The organism is Shewanella sp. MBTL60-112-B2 (assembly GCF_019655055.1).
In the GTDB taxonomy this organism is placed as follows: Bacteria; Pseudomonadota; Gammaproteobacteria; order Enterobacterales; family Shewanellaceae; genus Shewanella.
Window position 1 is genome coordinate 62645 of sequence record NZ_BPFA01000010.1, and the last position, 19649, is coordinate 82293.

Genomic DNA, 19649 nt, shown 5'->3' on the forward strand with positions numbered 1-19649 from the left:
CATGGAGTTTAGCGTAAAGAGCGGTAGTCCAGAAAAACAACGCTCAGCTTGTATCGTCGTAGGTGTATACGAACCAAGACGCTTGTCGGGTATCGCCGAACAATTAGATAAAATCAGTGAAGGTTATATCAGTAACTTACTACGTCGTGGCGACTTGGAAGGTAAGCCGGGACAAATGTTGTTGCTGCATCATGTGCCGAACGTACTTAGCGAGCGAGTTTTACTGGTTGGCTGTGGTAAAGAGCGCGAGCTTGATGAACGTCAATATAAGCAAATCATCACTAAAACCATCAACACCTTGAATGAAACGGGTTCAATGGAAGCGGTTTGTTTCCTTACCGAGTTACATGTCAAAGGACGTGACACCTACTGGAAAGTACGTGAAGCCGTTGAAACGACTCAAAATAGCCTTTATAGCTTCGACGCACTAAAAACACGTAAAGGCGAGACTCGTCGCCCACTGCGTAAGCTAGTATTTAATGTACCGACTCGCCGTGAATTGACCGTTGGCGAGCGCGCTATCGAGCACGGAATGGCTGTTTCTGCCGGTATGCACCTTTGCCGTGACGTGGCAAACATGCCACCAAACATCTGTAACCCAGCTTACCTAGCGTCACAAGCCCGTCAAATCGCCGAAAATACCGAAAATCTAACGGTAACGACTCTCGGTGAAGAACAGATGGAAGCACTAGGCATGAATTCATACCTAGCTGTAGGCCGTGGTAGCCATAATGAGTCAATCATGACCATCATGGAGTACAAGGGCGCTGTCGATAATACTGAAAAGCCAATTGTGCTTGTGGGTAAAGGTCTAACATTCGACTCGGGTGGTATTTCACTTAAGCCTGGCGAAGCCATGGATGAGATGAAGTACGACATGGGCGGCGCTGCTGGTGTTATCGGCACCATGAAAGCCTTATGTCAGATGCAGTTGCCAATCAACGTTATCGGTATCTTGGCTGGCTGTGAAAACATGCCTTCAAGCAATGCATATCGTCCGGGTGACATTTTAACCACCATGTCTGGCCAAACAGTAGAAGTGTTAAACACAGATGCTGAAGGTCGTTTGGTATTGTGTGACGTACTGACCTACGTTGAGCGCTTTGACCCAGAATTGGTTGTCGACACAGCAACACTGACTGGCGCTTGTGTTATCGCATTAGGTAAACATGCATCAGGCTTATTCTCAGGCCATAATCCACTAGCACACGAGCTATTAAATGCGGGTGAGCAAAGTGGTGACCGCGCATGGCGCATGCCACTATGGGATGAGTATCAAGAGCACTTGGAAAGCCCATTTGCCGATATGACCAACCTAGGAGGCCGCGCGGCAGGTTCGATTACCGCAGCTTGTTTCCTATCACGCTTTACTAAGAAGTATAACTGGGCGCATCTTGATGTGGCGGGTACGGCTTGGAATAGCGGCGCGAATAAAGGCTCAACGGGTCGCCCTGTACCATTGTTAACTCAGTTCTTGATTAACAAAGCGGGCATTGAGCAGGGCGAGTAATCCCTATTCAAATCCTAGAAAGCTCATGCTAATAAAATAGCAATTGAAGGCTAAACGACTGGTAATATTAAGTTGTTTAGCCTTTTTTATATCTAGTGATTCAAAATTGCTCAACACCTTAACAAAACCCCATCCCTTCTATTTAGTGTGCCTGCATATTTTAACTTCAAAAGTGAGATCTAACAGACATTATATCGATGGCAAAAATATCGACAGAAATTAATAAATGTTTACAATACGCGCAAATTTCACAGCTTCAGTTTTAAGCCCCTCCTAGAGCAAAACACTGACACCAGCCACACTCGAATCATAAGATTTTATCGATTCCACTGCGAGTCTTCAGCGCGAGTGTCCGCGACCCTGTGCATAAAAGAATTTCACGCTAATTAATTACTGTTTTAACTCGATATAGGCCGCAATATGCGTCAAGCAATACTCGTATTTATTCTATTTTTTCTACCTCTTACTGCGATAGCAGAACAAGGAGAAAATGGCGCATCGAAAGCCAGTCAGAGCCAAGTGATTAAGGTCGGCTATCCCGCATCCGATTGGCAGCCTTTCACTTATGTCAGTAAAAATGGCAAGGTCATTGGCCTGCTGCCATCTATTTTGCAAGAGATCACCAAGCAAACAGGCCACCTTACAGAGAACGTAATCTACCCAAATTATGAAGAGGTCACTAAAGCTCTACGTAGAGGTGAAATAGACATAATAATGGGTGTATCAAAAACTCCCAATCGTCTAACTTGGCTAGGTTTTAGTGCACCAATAATGCAAGTTCCGATTGCCGGAGTCACTTATCAAAAAAATATCAACAACCTATTAGAGTTAGAAGGCCAACTTATCGCAGCAGAAAAAGGCTTTGCGATCAATGAGCTCATATCGAATTTTTCCAGCCAAATTGACTTAACCAACTACTCTGATAGTAAAGAGGCTTATAAGGCTGTTTTAAAAGGTGATGCTCAAGCCTACATTGGCAATGCGATCACTCTTGATTACTTGCATACCCACCAAGAGAAGTCTAACCAGCTAAATATTCGCCTACTCAATGATATGCCTTTTGAAAGCCTGCACATTGCAACCCAACTTAAGGATATCGAGCTTATCCAACATCTCAATGATGGCTTAAAGGTAATCCCAAGTGAGACTTTTGATAAGCTTTACAATGCCTGGCTCACAAACTCTCAAATTAAACATGTGTATCAACAGCATAGCCTCAACTTAACCGAAGAGGAAATCACAGCGATCAACCAGAGAAAAGTCATCAAAGTACTCTACTCTGCCAATAATTATCCCTATGTGTTTACCAATGCAAAAGGTGAAATGGATGGTATGAGCGCAGAAATTTTAAGATTAGCAGCAAAAAAGCTAAATTTAACGATTCAGGCTACTCCCTATAAAGGCCAAAATATAGAGAAACATTTGGTCGATAACAGTTATGAAATGCTGCCAGCATTTACTTGCGATCACGATATTATGCGATTCATCCAATGCACCTCCCCCTATATGCAAGACAAGTGGATTGCCATCACTAGGGCAGATGCCAAGGTAGCAGTCGAACAACTTACTGGTGTGAAAACATTAGGCTTACTATACAACCATAAGCAGCATATCAATACAGATGTTGAATTTCCGAATGCTAATATCACCGTATTTAACTCTAATAAACATCTACTCAATGCCGTCATTCAAGGAAAAATAGAAGTCGGTATTATGCCTTTATCAAAAGCTTACTCATTAGTAAATTCCCATTATTTAGGACAGCTTAAAATTATTCCAAACCCTTTGGGTCCCCAAAATCATTCTATTAGTTTTGGCGTAAATAGAAGCAACCCAATTCTGCTGTCTATCTTAAATAAGGCTAAGAGCTCAATTCAGGAGGATGAGTTACGTGCAATTTCCAATAAATGGAATGACATCAACATTAACAGTGACTTTACCTTTGCCAAAGTGCCCAACTGGGTGCTGATAGTGCTAGCGGGAGTGTTCACGACTTTCCTTGTAATAGTTTATTCCAACAGAAAACTAAAAAATGAGATCGCACAGCGTCATAGCATCGAGAAAGAGCTGCGCCTAGTTAACAATAACTTTGGTGGTATCGTTGCACAGTTAATACGCTACGGTGATGATATCGATGATATTTCTTGGAGCTATATCAGTGGTAATATCGAAAAATATCTAGGTTTAACGCCCCAGCAACTCTATCAATCCCCTCACCTAATGATGGAGTTTTTAGTACAACACGCAGATGAGCATGACTTCTTGCAAGATATCAAAAAGTCCCGCTTTAGTGACTCACTATATACAACAATAAAGCTTAATATTGATGGCAAGATATGCTGGTTCCAGCTCACAGGAGTCTGCACTAAAGTTGATAAGAATAAACATTGGACTTACACCCTTGTAGACATCTCTTTACTGAAAGAAAAGCAAGCAGAACTCGATGAAGCAAGATTAATCGCAGAGTCGGCAACCGAAGCTAAATCTCGCTTTCTTGCCATGATGAGTCATGAAATCCGCACGCCAATTAGCGGTATTTTGAGCTTGTTAGAATTAATGACCCCGCACCTAAATAGTAATGAACTTCATGGGATCCATAAAAACCTAACGCATTCAGGCAATAACTTACTCAATATTGTGAATGATGTGCTCGATTTTTCAAAAGTTGAAGCGGGTAAACTAGGGTTAAGCCCCGCGGTATGTCAGCTCAGCAGCTTTGTTTATGAGTTAGCTCAGCCCCATATCGCCCATGTCGAGCGCAAAGGCATTAAGTTTAAGCTGTGGCTAGATCCTAAACTTGCGCACTCATTAACTCTCGATGATTTGCGCCTCAAACAGGTGCTCAATAATCTACTCAATAACGCCTCTAAGTTTACAACTGAAGGAGAGATCTGGTTATCAGTTGATCTTTTATCTTCGACTAGCCATGAGCAAACAATTGGCTTTTCAGTTACCGATTCTGGCATAGGCATTAGTGACCAAGATATTGCCAAGTTATTTATCCCTTTTGAGCAAGTCGATCTAAGCAGTGAGCGTCGCTTCAGTGGAACAGGTCTAGGCCTGTCTATTTGTGAACAGTTAGTCAAACTGATGGGCGGCGAGATCACCGTCAGCAGCACACAAGGACAAGGCAGCACATTCCGCTTTAGCCTGAGTTTTCCTATTGCTGCTGTTGAAGTGCCCGTTATTGTCAATAAGCGCTGCGGCGTAATGATTTTTGATGAAAGCGACTATGATGTGGTTTGTGAGTACCTTAGAGCCTGGCAATCTCCCCCTTATAGCTTACGCTGCTTAGACAATAAAGCCGCACTCGCAGCATACGTTGCTAAGTCGCAAGTGCAGGTCATACTGCTGCCTGAAACCTGGTGTGAGCAGCAAGCGATAACACCGAGTTGGGCTAAGCGTAATTTAGCTAACGTACAGATTATTCTACTTCGAAGCCAAAGTCTGCGATCACCGACGCCAACTGAACTTGGCTGGGTATTCTCGGTCACCCCTCTTATTCCTGAACACTTACTGCATCTGATCACTGCACCTGAGCAGTTTAAGACTAGACATGTGACAACAGAGCCAAAAATCGATCTGCGACTCACTCGCGAGCAAGCCATTGCACAAAACAAACTGATTCTCGTCGCTGAAGATCACCCAATAAATCAGGATGTGATCCGTATGCAGCTGGGCAAATTAGGCTACTTTGGTGATATTTTTGACAATGGTCAGCTGGCGCTAACGGCCTATAAACAGAATAAATACAATCTAGTTTTGACCGATTGCCACATGCCTGAACTCGATGGCTACGGTCTAGTTAGCGCCATAAGAGAGTATGAACAACAAGCAGAGCTGAATCGTCTCGGCGTTATCGCCCTCACGGCTAATGCCATGTCGAGTGAAAAAAACCGTTGTCATCAATATGGTTTCGATGACTATTTAATAAAACCCGTGTCATTAGAGCAACTGCAGAGCGTACTTAATCGCTACCTAAGTGAGGCGGAAGACCATGCTCAAGCAGTATCGACACAGGAAAACGATTTGATAGCAACCAGCTTAAGCGAAACGAGCAAGTGTATCCCGACTGACCTCGCCATTATTAATATCGAGGCACTTGAGGCCAACTTTGGAGATTTACAGCTTTGTATAACATTACTCTGTAAGTTCATCTGCACTTGTGAGAGTGACATGCAATTATTCCATCAAGCCGCTGCAGAACACGACTTTGAAGCCATCTCTCATAGTGCTCATAAACTCAAGGGCGCAGCAGGTGTGATTGAGTGTGAGCAACTTGCTATCACTTGCGCCGACATAGAAACTGCAGCTGCGGCGCAAAATATTGAAGAAATTGAAAAATACCTTCTACAGCTCGTAAAGTTAATCGAGCAGATTGCTAACCAGGTAAACCAGTTAAAATGAAAATCTTACTGATTGAAGATCATCAATTTCAGCGCGAAGCAATGCAAATGCAGTTAGAGCTGATCACTACAACTAAGATTTCGCAGATCAAGACTGCAGCTTCAGGTGTAGAGGCACTACAGATAATGGCAGACTTCAAACCTGACATATTGCTGTGCGATCTGAAAATGCCAGAGATGGATGGAATCACCTTCTTAAGTCATATCAGTGAACTAATGTTTACCGGCTCTATTATTATCACCAGTGCCAGCAATCAAATCGTACTCGATACCGTACAGAAAATGTGTATGAGTTATCATTTAAAAGTGATCGGTGCGATTACTAAACCAGTAAAGATCAATATCCTAAAAGAACTCTTGCACTTGGCCTATGTCGAGAGTCTGATGAATTCAACATTCGTCAACCCTAGCTCCATCAAGAGCACAAGCTTCACCGAAAAAGAGCTGGAACACGCCCTTGAACAAGGCTGGATAAAGCCCTATTTCCAACCTTTGGTCACCTTCGATAGCGCCGAGTGGCAATCCTGTGAAGCGCTGATTCGCTTTGTCCATCCTGTCTTAGGGGTATTGCCTCCGACCAGTTTTCTGCCTCAATTGAGCAAGATGCATAAAGATGCTGAATTAGCACTCTTGAGTGTTAACTATATTCTGCTACACCAAGCAGAATTTTCTGGTCGCTCGGTGGCAATCAACATAACTCCTACAACCTTAATGCATAGCCACTTCGTCGACCGACTACTCGATATTGCCAAGCAGCACCCGAAGCTCAGTAAACAAGTTTATTTCGAAATCACCGAGTCAGATGCTTTAGAAAATACAGGCAGAGCGCTAGAGTCGGCTTCACGCCTAGCGATGCATGGCTTTAACCTATCTATCGATGATTTTGGTACTGGATATTCATCCCTTACCCTATTAGATACCTTACCTTTCGATTCACTAAAGCTAGACATAAGTTTTATTAAAGCCATGGAAAATAGCAAAACGGCTGCGGCGATTGTAGAAGCTTGCTTATTGTTGAGCAGGCGACTCGAGCTAAAATCAGTAGCCGAAGGTGTCGAAACTCTGGGACTATGGCAACGATTACAGTCATTAGGCTGCACCTTAGCACAAGGCTATTACATTGCCGCGCCAATGCCTGTTGAACGCTTAAGCGATTGGCACCAAAGCTGGCTGGTCAAAGTTGATAAACAGCGGTTACAGCAAAGGGGCTCGAGTTTTCACGCCTAGTTTTAACATCTAGTTTTAACGTCTAAGCCCCACCCTAAAATTGAGAGTGTACTAGCAGGCAAGGCTCCGCTGCACAGGTAACCCCTGTGTTGATGGTAGATGGAATACTGCTAGAGAGCTAAGAGTCGTAAAATAGGGCTCACTAAAACCTAGAGATTTGTGACTGATGGTTAACGAATAAAGACATGGAGATGAGCCTGAGTTGACTCATCTCCACATGAGACTAGATGCAAGCATTACAGCAGCTTGCTTTAAAAGTAGGAATAAAGCTAAGCCTTAACCTCTGGCTCCTCTGCCTTAATCGACTCATCGATGCGCGTAACTAAAAGCTGATCGACCTTGTAACTATCCACATCAACCACTTCAAACTTAAAGCCGGCATGATTGACTGAATCGGTGCACTTCGGGATCTTACGCAACATAAACATCATAAAACCTGCAATGGTTTCATAGTTATGGTTTTGCGGAAACTCTTCAATATCAAGCGCACGCATCACATCGGTGATAGGTGTTACGCCATCCATCAACCAAGAGCGCTCATCGCGAGCGATAATCTGCTCTTCACTCTCAGGCAAAGACCAAGCTCCCATCACCGCGTCTTGCAGATCTTTTGCCGTCACTACGCCCACAACCAAAGAGTATTCATTCATCACTATCGCGAAATCAGCGCGACTGTTCTTAAAGTAATCCATCGATTCTGACAGGCTTAATGTGTCAGGAATGATAAAGCAGTTGGTCACCAGATTTTTATCTGTAAGGCTTATACTTTCACCGTTAATGAGACAAATCAGTAATTTTTTGGCATTAACAATACCCACAACGGTGTCTAACTGCTCATCACAAACTAAGAAGTTTGAGTGGGGCTGCTCTGCAATTTTGGTTCTAATTTCTTCTTCACTATCCTGCAGCAAGAAAAAAGCTAAGCTTTCACGAGCCGTCATCGCCGCGGTGACTGGAATGGTTTGCATCTCAAACACTTTTTCCATCATCAGCTGATCGCCTTTATCAAGCACGCCCGCTTCTGCGCCCGCATCCATCACAGCGTAGATATCATCTGAGGTCACGGCATCGTTACGCGCGGTCTGAACTTGAAACACACGAAACACAAGATTCGCAGAACCGTTAAAAAACCATACCAGAGGTTTTAGCACCACGATGCAGACCATCATAGGGCCAACAAAGGTCATAGCGACCTTTTCAGGAAATGCCATCGCTAAACGCTTAGGTATCAGATCCGCAATCAAGATAAACAAGCTCGTTACGAAGACGAAAGAGAGCAAGAAGCTCATCTTATCTAGCCAAGGTCCACTCAACCAACTTGATAGGAACGAGTGAAAATAAGGGGTAAAGGCTGACTCACCCACGATACCACCCATAATGGCCACAGCATTTAAACCAATCTGTACCACAGTAAAAAAGTTACCAGGCTGAGATTGCAGTAACAGCACCTTGTCTGCTCGAGCATCCCCCTCAGACGCAAGCTGGCGCAGGCGAATTTTACGCCCTGCCGCGAGGGCAATTTCCGACATAGAAAAAAAACAACTGACTCCAATCAGGAGCAATATAATCACAGCATTATCAAAGAAGCTCATTTAGCACCTTGCTTAAAAACTAAAAACACACCTATCCCTTTACTGCATATCATTATTTCATCTTGCAGAGACGGATTCGTTCTCAAGCTGAACTAAGTATAATGACCAACCTCTATTGGCGCGATCGCGGAGTATATCCGCAATATTTAGATCTCACCAGCTAATAAATTGACCAATGTGAGCGATTAATTTTTTATCAGTTAAACTTAAGCTATTTGATGAAAGCAACCTATTGATTGTGCACAAATCCACCAGCACCCCATATCCAACCGTGATAATGTATAGTCACGATAAAAAAGAGATTAAGGATAATCAATGAAGTTTATTGCAGGATTTGTACACGCTTTACAATGGTTGGCAGTTGCCGCGTCACCCAGCTTATTGGGCGCTTTTATCGGCGTAATGATGAGCCTGCAGTCCGACCAACTTTACTCAAACCTTGTACCATTGTGGACTGTTATCGGCTTTATTGTTGGCGCATTTTGGGCCGAACATGTTCGCAAAACTGTCGGCCTTTCATCTTTTTTCGGCCGGCTTGTTGGCGCGAGAGACCTTCCAAAAAACAAATAACCCAAAGAGGTTACTAGCCCCTATTCTTTAGTGGCCGAGTAACCAAGTTTAGTTGCCGCCTTTCTGCCCCAGACTATTCCATAACGGAATAAGTGGTATCACTTCAAGCCTAGTTATCAAATGCAAAGCGAATAGTTAATATCTTCTCATCGCTTTAAGGGCTCGCTTAAAGCGTTAACCGATAACACGGCAACCTTTAACTAGCTTAATTGATTAAAACCAAAGACACATGAGGGTTAATACTATGGATATGCAACAAAAACTGCAGCAGTTATTAGACAAGCAAGAGATGACTGAACTTATGTACAAGTTCGCTCGTGCGCTGGATAGAGTCGATGGCGGCTTAATGAAGTCAACCTACTGGGAAGATGCAATTGAGGAACATCAAGACCCTATTTTCCCTGAGCTATTCTTTTACAATGACAATGCACACCAATTTGTTGAACCCGCGATGGAGGGCTTTAGAGCCTTAAAAACCACTCAGCACAGAATTAGTAATCCGCTAATAGAAATTGACGGTGATAGCGCTACCGCTGAGGCTTACGTTTGGGCCTACCATGTACATGAGGAGGGCGGTGTCGATAAAGAAGGCATCTTAGGTGGGAGACATCATTTCCGTTTTGAGCGTCGAGATGGAATATGGAAAATTAAACACCGTTCTACCGTATTTGACTGGAACCAAAACCAAAATGCCAGCGCGATTTGGGCCGATAATTTCAGTGATAAATACCGTGGTAAACGCAATCGTCAAGATGACAGCTACAATTACCTCTCTATCTAAATCGTATCGACTAAAACGACAAATGAAGGTCATCATCGGCCTTCATTGAAAGAGACTTCGCGTTAGCAGCCATCCACTAAATAAGGATTATAATATGTCATCAATAAAGTTTACTGCAGGAGCGCCATTTCCAGATATTAAACTGCCCAGCTTAACGGGTGAGCCTATCTCACTTAGCATGCCCGCTTCAGGTTATGACTGGCGCTTAGTGATTATTTACCGTGGTAAACACTGCCCACTTTGCACGCGTTACCTCAACGAACTAGAGAAGTTAGCGGCCGACTTTATGAAGTTAGGTATAGACATCGTTGCCGCCTCTGCCGACTCTCTTGAGCAAGCGCAGTTTCATAAGAGTCAATTAACGGTCAGCTTCCCAATTGCTTACAACCTCACTATTGAGAATATGCATCAGCTTGGGCTCTATATCTCAGCTCCACGTTCAGAAAAAGAAACTGACCATCCGTTTGCAGAACCTGGGCTATTTGTCATCAATGATAAAGGACAGGTTCAGGTACTGGATATTTCCAATGGCCCGTTTGCACGCCCAGACCTAGCTACACTACTGTCTGGTCTAGCCTTTATCCGTGATCCTGAAAATAATTACCCAATCCGTGGTACCTATAGTTAGCCTTTGAGCTTAATGTAGTGCTTAATGATAGCTTACGTCTTCAGCTAAGCACTGCTTTAGGTAATCAATAAAGCAACGCACTTTTAGCGGCACGTAACGGCTTTGAGGGTAGATAGCATTAAAGGGCAAGGGGCTAGAAAGGTAATTCGACATAATGATTTTAAGCTTACCTTGCTCAATATATTCATCAACCATCCAGCTCGGTAACTGCGCAATACCTAAACCATCAAGAGCAAGCTTTAATATTGCCTCGCCATTATCGCAGCGACAATTACCACTCACAGGCACCGCAATATCGTCACCACTTGCCCCTGCTTGTTCAAAGTGCCAGATATTGACTGACTTCAACATCGAATAGACGATACAGTTATGGGCTTTCAGTTCCAGAGGGACTTTAGGTTCGCCAAAACGATTTAAGTATTGGGGCGATGCAACCGTAACCAAAGGGTTATCGAATAGATGCCTTGCCACCAAGGAGGAGTCTTCAAGTTGCTTAGCACGAATAGCAACATCTACCCCGTCGGCGACCAGATCCACATGCTTATCGCTGAGCATCAAATCCACCTTGATTTCGGGATAGCGCTTAAGAAAGTCGCCTAGGATCGGCGCAATAAACCGACAGCCAAACACCACTGGCGCCGCAACCCGTAAAATACCTTTGGGAGAGCTTTGCTGGGATCGAACCTGCGACTCAGCCTCGTCAAGCTCTGCAATAATTGCCACGCAGTTTTCATAGTAAACCGCCCCAACTTCGGTCATCGACAGCTCACGACTACTACGGGTCAGTAACTTAGCGCCTAATAAACTCTCCAGTGCAGCAACCTTCTTACTCATTGTCGCTTGTGTGCTATGTTGCTCTCTGGCCGCGGCAGAGAAACTTCCCGTTTGCACCACTCGAACAAAGGCTTTCATTGCACTTAACTGATCCATCTAAACTCCCAATCTGATTGGACAAATCGCCATTCTAATCGCTCACGACTTGTTCGTTGTTCTTGGTTTTTGCGCTGCAGGTTTTTTAGAAACAAAATCTTTGGCGCTGCGTTTATTTTGGCTACGGCGATTGGCTTTCTTATCACGCGGTGCTCGTTTACTCTCTCCTGTTGACGGTTTGTCGGTCACCACAAACCCTTCAAGCGCCTCAAGCTTAAGCTCTCGATGCGTTAACAGCTGAATCGCTTTTAGGTTATCGGCTTCACCATGACACACTAACGAGATAGCCACGCCATTGTCACCAGCTCTAGCGGTACGGCCAACACGATGAACATAGACAGGTGCGCTAGTCGGTAAATCCAGATTAATAACAACTGGTAAGGCATCAATATGAATACCACGAGACAACAAGTCTGTCGTGACCAACACCGGCAACTTAAGCGCCTTAAAACCGGCTAATATTTGCTGCCTATCGAGCTGCTCTTTATCGCCGTGTAAAGCGCTCGCATTGATGCCCGCCTTTACTAACCGCTTAGCAAGTTTATCCGCATCATCTTTTGCATTGATAAACACCAGTACCTGCGACCATTGATTCTTTTGAATAAGCGCGATTAACGCCCGGGCTTTATCGCCTTTATTGACTAGATAAAGCGATTCGCTAATATCAGTCACCACACTATTAGTCGCGTGCGCCTCGACCCTAATAGGTGCACGTAACAAGCCGAACGCTTTTTCATTAAGCTCTGGCGCGAGCGTCGCCGAAAATAACAAGGTTTGCCGCTTAGTAGGCATAAACTCAAGAATAGACTCTAGATCTGGCCAAAAGCCCATTTCCATTAGCCTGTCTGCCTCATCGAGCACCAACTGCTTCAGCGACTCAAGTGACAGCTGCTGTTCACGTAATAGATCTAATAGCCTGCCAGGTGTTGCCACCACCAGTTGTGGGTGTTTGTTTGATTGAGTTTGTTGCAGCGATTTAATCTGCTCAGATTTATCGATACCGCCACATAAAACGACCACCTCAATACTGGCTGACACAGACTGGATCGCCTCACCGACCTGCAGTGCCAACTCCCGAGTCGGCACGATCACCAACGCCTTAATCGCGCAGTTAGTAGCACTATCTTTAATGATGCTTTGCACCAGTGGCAAAGCAAAAGCATAAGTTTTACCACTGCCAGTTTGCGCAAGCGCTAAAACGTCTTTACCCGCGAGTATTTCAGGGATTGCCAGCTTTTGAATCTCAGTGGCATCAACCAGATTATTGGGTAAGTTAGATAAGATTTCGGTGCAAAGATTTAGCTCGGAGAATTTCATAATATGGACTAATAACGGCAATTGAGTGGAGTGTAGCGATAGCGGCACTATTAGTAAAATGGTCTACGTAAACAGCTATAAGATCGTTGAAGTATTATTCACAAATAAATCGGCTATTCGTCATCTCTTTGTCCATTGTGCCAGACTGAAAATGACAGAGCTTAAAACCCGACGCCCCTATATCGCCTTCAGACTCGATTTAGACAAGGAGTTGTAAACAAATAGTTATTGCCCTGCTTTAAGAACTAGTGATTTAATGAAGTCATAATAAAAAATGGTGCTAAAAACCAATAATGACTCAATATCAACTAGCTCAACAGTTTCTAATTCATGAATGGAAAATTGATTGCAATAAAAGCTTAGCTTTTAATGGCGAGAAAGAGGTTCGTTTAGAGCCCAAGACTATGATGATATTGCAATATCTTGCTAGCAGAGCGGGAGAAGTTGTCACCCGAGCAGAACTGTTTGAGCTTTTCTGGCCCAACCAAGTCGTCACTGAAGATGCGCTAAACCGTGTCATGTCAAACCTAAGGCGCCTTTTCAATGAAGATGCGCATCAACCTCGATACATACTTACCATAAGAAAAGTTGGCTATAAGCTTGTCGCGCCGATAACTATTTTACCCACGCAAGAGCTCACTTTTACTGCAACAGAAACTAAAGCAGAAAACACAAAAAAGCAGGCTAAAACGCGCGAAGCTCTTAATCGTAACGATAAGGTTATATTGGCTGTAATCGCTATTTCCTTATTGTTTTTCATAATAATGTTTGACCAAGCCGATGACTCACAAGAACCACCGCAAGACTTCACTTTTAAGCGTATTACCTACGATAAGTCTGCTAACTTAATGCCTGAGATCTCAAATGATGGCTCAAGTCTTGTGTTTATCGGCGGGTCACAACACGCTCAAAACACCTTAATGTTGCGCTCTCTGGAAAAAACATACGCCGTGAATATCGGTGAAAAAGGCACGAGCTATTCTTCCCCAGTATTTTCGGGGGAGGATAGCCAAATAGCCGTTATTGCGAATCCTACTGGTAACAGCAAATCTTCTCATATCAACGTCATTAACCTGACTGATGGCAACGTGGAACAAGAGTTAACACTTGAGTCAGTTAGTTTCGGGTTAGACTGGCACCCTTCAACAGATTTAATCGCTTACACCCAAAGTCATATCGATCAACATAATCATGGGATCTATACTTGGCAGCCTCAAAGTAATAAGCAAACACTTATCACGGCATCAGTCATCGGCGTTGAAGATAAATTCCCCAAGTTTTCACCAGACGGCCAATACATCGCATTCTTACGACGGTTCGCGCCAACTGAAAGTGCCGTCTTTATTACCGACCTAAATGGCAATACAACCCAGATCTCAGCATTTGAAAGTGAAATATATGGTTTTGATTGGTTTGATACGCAGCAGCTACTCGTTTCGACAAAAAATGGCATCACAACGTTTGATAAACAAGGCCATCAGTATTTAATCAAAACGACAGAGGCTTTCCCCGCTTATCATGATTTAAGCTATTCTGCCAAAACGGGGAAGCTCATTTTTAGCCATCAACAAGTTCAACACGAAGGCCACTTTATTGATTTAAAAACATTCAATAGCAGCTACCCGTTAACCGAATCCCAGTCATCGGATACAGAACTGACGATTAGCCCCGATGCGGCAAATTTTGTGTTTGTATCAAATAGAACCAATATGAAAAGCTTGTGGCATAGACAGGGGAATGAAATCAATCCCATTTCTGGTACAGAGTTTGATGAGATTTATGATATCAATTGGTCTCCAGATAGCACCCAGCTCGCGACTATCGTCAAAGAAGATAACCATTATGGCTTGCTGGTATTCAACTTAACGTCCGAAAAAGTGTCTATCGCTTGGCAACTCAAGCAACCTCTTCACCTTATTGGTTGGGATAGCAACGACAGCCTGCTATTTAGTGAGCTAGAACAGCAAGCGAATAAAAGGAACTGGCAACTTAAGCGGTATCAGCTCGCAAATAAGCAAAGCAATAACCTATCTAACTTCGATATGTATCAGGCCCGATTAATAGAAAATGCTGACGCTATCGTTTTTACAGACTCGACTCGAAAGGGGTTATGGCGCTGGGACTGGCAAGGGCTCCCTGAAAAAATCCCCCATAGCGATACATTATTGATCGATAGAAACTGGGATATATCAGCTCAGGCCATTTGGGGGATCGATAGCCATGGCAGCATTTTTAGCTTAAATACTGAGACCGGCGAAATAGAGGTGACACAGTTTGAGGCAAATTTTGATGACAAATTCCGCCCCACTAAGCGCCTATATGGATTATCTGCCACGAAAAAGACGCTAACAGATAGTGATCTCTGGTCCATCGACTTAACCAATAATCCTTAATTAGTTGGCTCTTGAATTAAGTGGCACTTGGCTTATGTTACTGCCACTAATCAACGCGAGATCAAAACTTAAATCCGAACTTTTGTGACTCAGTTGATGCACTGAAACAGCCAAGGTATTTTCTCCTTGATTCAGCTTAATATCATTTAGAGGAACCTCAATCCACACATGCTCAATTAATGAGTTTACCGCTAACATTTGCGCTTTATTGTTAGGGCTTAGGTTTACCTCAAAGATCACCTCCCCATTTAAATACACTCTGGCACCATCATCGACTAGCATTCTGAGTACAACTTTATCTGTTGTAGCTTCGATATGGAGAAAGTTAATTCGAAAGTATTGAACAGGATATTTATCAGCCTGATTAGGACCAAACTTGGTGATTGTCACCTCATCCCCCTCACCATAACCCAACTGTGCTCGCCCAATTGGCCAATGGTTATCGTCAAAGTTCACTTGGTACCAATTACTTGATACATCCGCAGCATCAAAATAACGCCACTCACTGCCTGGTGAAATGATTTCCGACGCAATACTGTATTGCCCGAAAGCAATATAGAGCATTATAAAAAGTAATCCCCTCACCATACTTCCCGCCATAGATACCTACTTAGTACATGTTATTATTGTTCACTCAAGGTATCAGCCCCCCATGACTCTTTCAAATGTCTCCCCGCAATAAATGCATCTAGATGCAATCCACTATTAGCAAAAATGAGAGCAAACACTTAATTCATCAGCAAAAATCAGCCTTCATCAGGTTATATCAGCTTGAACGTCTACCATTTTAAAAATGAAAAGTGGTTAATAGTTGTTCGAGCATTCACTTATGAACAAGTGAATACGCTAGGGCAAACTAGCGATTAAAGGGCATGAATTTAACTAGCAAGAATTAATCATTCTATCCAGCGTTAAAGGATAAGAAAAATAATAAACCATGCCCGATTCAATTAGGAGGAAGCTGTGAGACATAATCTTCATCGAAAACTAAAAATAACCACCTTACTAACACTTAGCTTAAGTACACTCCCCGTGTTGGCAACTGAAATTACTCGAGGGCCCTATATTCAACTCGGCACAGACTCTAGCATGATCATTCGATGGGATACCGATGAGCCATCAACGAGTCAGGTTCACTTTGGCACTCAATTAAATGCGCTTAATCAAACCATCACCAGTACTGAGTTAACCACATCCCATATCGTCCAACTTGATAATCTCTCCCCCCTAACGCGTTACTACTATGCGGTAGGCGATCAGGAAGCAATATTATCAGGCGATGATTCAGAGACCTTTTTTGAAACCTCGCCCACGCAAGGAACTGCAACCCCCACCCGAATCTGGATTCTGGGCGATCCTGGACGAGCAGGAACCGACCCGACCACCGACGGACAAAGAATTGTTCGTGACGGCTACTACCAATTTAGCAAAGGCGCTTATACTGATTTTTGGATGATGTTAGGTGATAACGCCTACAATGATGGGACGATTCAAGAATATCAAAATGCCGTTTTCAATCAGTACCCTAAGATGCTAAAGCAATCTCCACTATGGCCAATTATGGGTAACCATGATAATCGGACTGCAAAAGTTGAAACTGGAGAAGGGGGTTATTATGACCTGTTTAGTATGCCCAAAAATGCCGAGGCTGGCGGTGTCGCCTCTGGGCAGGAAGCTTACTTCTCATTTGATTACGGTAATATCCACATCGTCGTGCTTAACTCGAGTGATAGAGAGCATTATGAATTAGCTGGCTCAATGGATGAATGGCTTAAAGAAGACTTAGCAAGCACTGATGCTGAATGGGTTATCGCAGTCTTTCACCACCCAGTATACGGAAAGAGCGGCCATGACTCCGATACTGAATATAATATGATCAAAATGCGAGAAAACTTCAGTCCTATCTTAGAAGAGCATGGTGTTGATCTGGTGATGTCTGGACACAATCACTTTTACACTCGATCTACCTTAATCAATGGCCATTATGGTAAATCAGATAGCTTCCGCTCAAGCGAACATCAAATTAATACGGGTGATGGCCGAGTTGATGGAGATGGAGCTTACATAAAAGAAGCTGGAGCAGCTAACTCTGGTACCGTCTATATTACCCATGGTTCAGGCTCGGGTGGCGGAAGTGGCTATACCAGAGTAGTCACCCCTGAAGATATCGCATCAGGCAAGCGTCACCCAACTGACTACATTTATGGTGGGCGCGGCTCTATGGTCTTAGACATCAATGACAAAGTATTAACCATGAACGTCATTGGTCCTCAAGGTAATTTGGTTGATTACTTTACTATTAGTCACGCAGGTGACAATAACCTACCTAACGAATTACCTATCGCAGTAGTAAATGGCCCGTATTCAGGCACAACAGATGATGAAATTAGCTTCAGTAGTGATGGTTCGACGGACCCTGATGGCCAAATTACCAGTTACTCTTGGTATTTTGGTGATGGTAATACTAGCAGTTTAGCTAACCCTAAATATTCTTATGCGGCAGCAGGCCAATACACTGCCACGCTAACTATATCTGATAATACTGGCGCTACAACTCAAGCCGATGTTTTAGTCGAGATAACTAGTGGTTCAGAGGCCGTACTTGAAAAAAATGTCGCAAAAAGTGTTTCAGGTAAGCAAAGAGAGGAAACTTTCTTTACCTTTGAGGTGCCAACTGAAGCAAGTTCAGTCAATATCAATACCTCAGGTGGCAGTGGAGATGCCGATCTCTATGTTCGAATCGAGCAAGAGCCAAACCTATCTGATTTTGATTGCCGCCCTTATAAAGCCGGTAACAAAGAGAGCTGTATTTTTGAAGAAGCCAGAGCGGGTACTTACCATGTCATGCTAAGAGGCTATAACGACTTTGATAACGTTCAATTGCTCGCTGATTATCAGTCAGATGGCAACACGCCACCACAGGCTGATGCTAATGGCCCTTACGCTGCTGCGGTTAACGAAGCTATTCAGCTTAACAGTAATGGCTCCTTTGATCCTGATGGCAGTATTGCGACTTACTCATGGGATTTTGGTGACGGGGAACAGAGTCAAGATGCCAACCCTATTCATCAATACGCCAGCGTAGGAGATTACAACGCAGTACTCACAATCACTGATGCACAAGGTAAATCTAACCAAGACACTGCAAAAGTGACAATATCGAGTGTTGAGGATATTTGTGCCAACGGCGCTTCTCCTATTTCTGGAGGCAGATTAGAAGCAAACCAAACGTACTGTTTAGCGACAACACGCGATGGCAAACAGATCCAGTTAGCACACTTAGTACGAAGTGATAACGCAGGAAAAACACTTGAGATAAGAGTCGAGCATGGTAGTGGTAATGCGGATATGTTGCATCGCTTTGATGATAGGCCCAATGCTCAAAGCTGGGATAACAACTCTATCGGTGAAACAAACCTAGAGCGTATTATTATTCCTTCGGCATCAAAGGGCTGGCACTACATCCATATCAGAGCTAACCCTGAGTTTGCTGGTGCAGCCTTATCAATTAATTATAAATAAAATTGCAAACTAAAGGCTGTACTGACGGCACATAAAACGTGCTCGATTCTCATCGTTTAACAGCAATGTGGATCGGGTATGTTTTGTATTCTTCCTCAAACTAAAAATAAACCACTAACAAAAGGCACTAGTATAAATACTGCAATTGATGTCAATTGTTCGATTAGAGGCTGATCTCTGAGCGACTTTTAGTGTAAAATCCCCTCTTTCGTCAGCCAAAAGCCGAAGCAGTAGCAAGCTACCTCTTCGAGCGGGTCTTCAAGCAGGTTTTTAAGCATGTCGCCAAGCCAATCTCAGGCCCAGTTTTATCTGATGCCAAAGGGTGCACAGCAAGCATCTAACGCGCCCAAATCGGCGCTTGAGCAAGTGTATTTTATTGCCTGCCAACTCGCGCAGCGAGCCTTTACTCAGCAAGAGTTGGTCTACATTCATTGTCAAGATCAACAGCAGGCTTACGCTATCGATGAATTACTATGGCAATTTGAACCACAATCTTTTGTGCCTCATAACCTTAAAGGTGAAGGCCCATTAGGCGGTGCACCTGTAGAAATTGGCTTTGATAGACTTGGCGCCAACAAAAAACGTCATCTTCTGATTAATCTTGCAGACCAAGTGCCGCAATTTGCGGTAAACTTTGGACAGATTATCGATTTCGTTGCCAACGACGATAGCCATAAAGCGATTGCTCGTGATCGCTATCGGCAGTATCGCGCACTTGGAATTGCGTTAAGCACCCAAGATATAGCAACACAACCTATTAATTTTTAGTTTGA

13 protein-coding genes are annotated in these 19649 nt (G+C 43.6%); 9 read left to right on the forward strand and 4 right to left on the reverse strand.

What is annotated here, in order from left to right; genetic code table 11:
- Position 1 precedes the first annotated feature (1 nt).
- The 3 genes from pepA (at position 2) to K5Q73_RS08425 (ending at position 7143) form a co-directional block, all read left to right on the forward strand.
- Positions 2 to 1510, forward strand: coding sequence for a leucyl aminopeptidase (gene pepA, locus K5Q73_RS08415; RefSeq protein WP_220761172.1), 1509 nt, complete (start codon positions 2 to 4; stop codon positions 1508 to 1510).
- 420 nt (positions 1511 to 1930) lie between these two features.
- Positions 1931 to 5917, forward strand: coding sequence for a transporter substrate-binding domain-containing protein (locus K5Q73_RS08420; protein ID WP_220761170.1), 3987 nt, complete (start codon positions 1931 to 1933; stop codon positions 5915 to 5917).
- On the forward strand, positions 5914 to 7143 hold the full coding sequence (locus K5Q73_RS08425; protein ID WP_220761168.1) for an EAL domain-containing protein: 1230 nt from the start codon (positions 5914 to 5916) through the stop codon (positions 7141 to 7143). The genes K5Q73_RS08420 and K5Q73_RS08425 overlap by 4 nt, the downstream gene beginning before the upstream one ends.
- Before the next feature lie 269 nt (positions 7144 to 7412).
- Here the strand turns inward: K5Q73_RS08425 and K5Q73_RS08430 are convergent, their stop codons facing one another.
- Positions 7413 to 8735: a hemolysin family protein gene (locus K5Q73_RS08430; protein WP_220761166.1), complete on the reverse strand. Its 1323-nt coding sequence runs from the start codon at positions 8733 to 8735 to the stop codon at positions 7413 to 7415.
- 315 nt (positions 8736 to 9050) lie between these two features.
- Between K5Q73_RS08430 and K5Q73_RS08435 the strand changes: the two genes are divergently transcribed.
- From K5Q73_RS08435 to K5Q73_RS08445, 3 genes are all read left to right on the forward strand, one after another.
- Positions 9051 to 9305, forward strand: coding sequence for a hypothetical protein (locus tag K5Q73_RS08435; RefSeq protein WP_220761165.1), 255 nt, complete (start codon positions 9051 to 9053; stop codon positions 9303 to 9305).
- A 244-nt stretch (positions 9306 to 9549) separates the two neighbouring features.
- On the forward strand, positions 9550 to 10086 hold the full coding sequence (locus tag K5Q73_RS08440; protein ID WP_220761163.1) for a nuclear transport factor 2 family protein: 537 nt from the start codon (positions 9550 to 9552) through the stop codon (positions 10084 to 10086).
- Between the two features lie 94 nt (positions 10087 to 10180).
- Positions 10181 to 10714 carry a peroxiredoxin-like family protein gene (locus K5Q73_RS08445; protein WP_220761161.1) on the forward strand — a complete coding sequence of 178 codons (534 nt, stop codon included), beginning with the start codon at positions 10181 to 10183 and terminating at the stop codon, positions 10712 to 10714.
- Between the two features lie 21 nt (positions 10715 to 10735).
- On the opposite strand, the gene K5Q73_RS08450 is transcribed toward K5Q73_RS08445, so the two are convergent.
- Entirely contained in the window at positions 10736 to 11644 is a 909-nt protein-coding gene (locus K5Q73_RS08450; RefSeq protein ID WP_220761160.1) for a LysR family transcriptional regulator, read from the reverse strand.
- Positions 11645 to 11686: 42 nt separating this feature from the next.
- Entirely contained in the window at positions 11687 to 12961 is a 1275-nt protein-coding gene (locus tag K5Q73_RS08455) for a DEAD/DEAH box helicase (protein WP_220761158.1), read from the reverse strand.
- A 293-nt stretch (positions 12962 to 13254) separates the two neighbouring features.
- On the opposite strand from K5Q73_RS08455, the gene K5Q73_RS08460 reads away from it, so the two are divergent.
- Positions 13255 to 15354 (forward strand): winged helix-turn-helix domain-containing protein, encoded by a 2100-nt coding sequence (locus tag K5Q73_RS08460; RefSeq protein ID WP_220761156.1) that lies wholly within the window; start codon positions 13255 to 13257, stop codon positions 15352 to 15354.
- Here the strand turns inward: K5Q73_RS08460 and K5Q73_RS08465 are convergent, their stop codons facing one another.
- Positions 15355 to 15954 (reverse strand): hypothetical protein, encoded by a 600-nt coding sequence (locus K5Q73_RS08465; RefSeq protein ID WP_220761154.1) that lies wholly within the window; start codon positions 15952 to 15954, stop codon positions 15355 to 15357.
- Between the two features lie 363 nt (positions 15955 to 16317).
- Between K5Q73_RS08465 and K5Q73_RS08470 the strand changes: the two genes are divergently transcribed.
- Together K5Q73_RS08470 and K5Q73_RS08475 are read left to right on the forward strand one after the other, a co-directional pair.
- Entirely contained in the window at positions 16318 to 18876 is a 2559-nt protein-coding gene (locus tag K5Q73_RS08470) for a PKD domain-containing protein (RefSeq protein WP_220761152.1), read from the forward strand.
- Positions 18877 to 19152: 276 nt separating this feature from the next.
- A complete protein-coding gene (locus tag K5Q73_RS08475) occupies positions 19153 to 19644 on the forward strand; it encodes a DNA polymerase III subunit chi (RefSeq protein WP_220761150.1) in 492 nt (163 codons plus the stop codon).
- Positions 19645 to 19649 lie beyond the last annotated feature (5 nt).